Annotated in this window: 1 pseudogene; it reads left to right on the plus strand. The window is 41.9% G+C overall.

The features are described 5' to 3' along the window. Positions 1–232: 232 nt before the first annotated feature. Positions 233–1,403: pseudogene (locus ACUVJL_RS19980) on the plus strand (type III-B CRISPR-associated protein Cas10/Cmr2); the annotation flags it as partial.

Consider the following 1,403-nt stretch of genomic DNA (forward strand, 5'->3'; position numbering starts at 1 on the left):
TCATCTTGGGTAGATGCAGAGCAAGTCGCCTCAGAAAAATCTTTGGTGGTGAGTGTTGGGCGAGTTGTGAGAGTTGCTGGTTGTTTGGGGATTTGGGCGACTATTTTTCGGGCTGGTGATTTTCGGGAAAATTTAGGTGAGAATAGGAAATTAGATGGAATTGCAGGTTGAATAATTACCAATTATTGAGGCAATCTGGGGGCTGTTAAACCTGATTGGGAGTGGTTTGCATATGAAAAGTTGTTGGAGTTCGATCGCGATTGGTATTGCTTGGTGTCTGGCTTGGGGCGATAAACGCGAACCTCAATTTGAGATCGGCGTGTTGCAGGAAATGCGACAGGCTTTGAATTCTGGGGAGGAAGTGCCCGAGGATGTGAGGGAAATTGTCGATCGGGTTCGGGAACTAGAAAAACTTGAGTTTCCTGAAACTCTCGAAGAACTAACGGAACTGACAAAAAAATATCCGGTACTGTGGGAATCTAAAATTGGTTTAGTTTACGGCGGTGCAACCAAAATCAAGCATTATGTTTTTGAAGCGGCAAAACTACCAGATATCCGAGGGGCATCAGCATTATTAGATCAGATTAACCTGATTGACTTACCCGCATTTTTTGGTCAAGAACCAACTCTATGTGATATATATCCTGATTCACCAGATTGTCAAGAAGCTAGAAATTGGTGTCAACAGGTCAGGCAATGGTTAGATACCTGTTCTTTAGAAAATGCGAATTATCCTAAATTTTCCGAAGTTCTAATCCCAGAACTAATAATTTACTCTACGGGGGGAAATATTCTAGCTTTCTGTCCCGCTGCTTTTGTCGATGAGCTAGCTAATGCGATAGAAAAGCGATATACAGAGAGGACTTTAACGGCTAATTCCTGTGCTGTAGGTGAAAAATTTAGGCTTTTAGAACTTCGCTTTGGTTTATTACGCGATGAAAATCAGCCTTGGTTAGATTGGTATCTTCGACAAGACGTACACACTAACCATCTGGTAGAAGCATACTTTGGTAGTTCGCGAGATAAACAAACCAAACAAAATAAAACTTTACAGCAGCTAACTCAGGCTTTTCAAGACCGCAAAAACTTTAACGAGTTAGCAGGCAAGCTAGCCGCGCTTTTCCAGCAACGGCGTAATGGTAATGAAGGATTGGAAGTTAATCGAAGCAGTCGCCGCTATCCTGCAATGTATGAAACCCATCCTTATCTCATACGGGATGAAAATGAACATCGTTCTGCTGTGATTCGAGAAGACAAGTTACCGGGAAGACCTTATTTATCAGAATCTTTAAGACGCCAACGAATTATAGGAGATAAAGCCAAAAAAGAGCAAGAAAGTCAATGGTATCAGGATACAGAAATAGATCAAAACTGGGAACCTGGGTTTGTTGAAAGTTGGGTGA

Source organism: Microcoleus sp. OTE_8_concoct_300 (genome assembly GCF_031383065.1).
In the GTDB taxonomy this organism is placed as follows: Bacteria; Cyanobacteriota; Cyanobacteriia; order Cyanobacteriales; family Microcoleaceae; genus Microcoleus.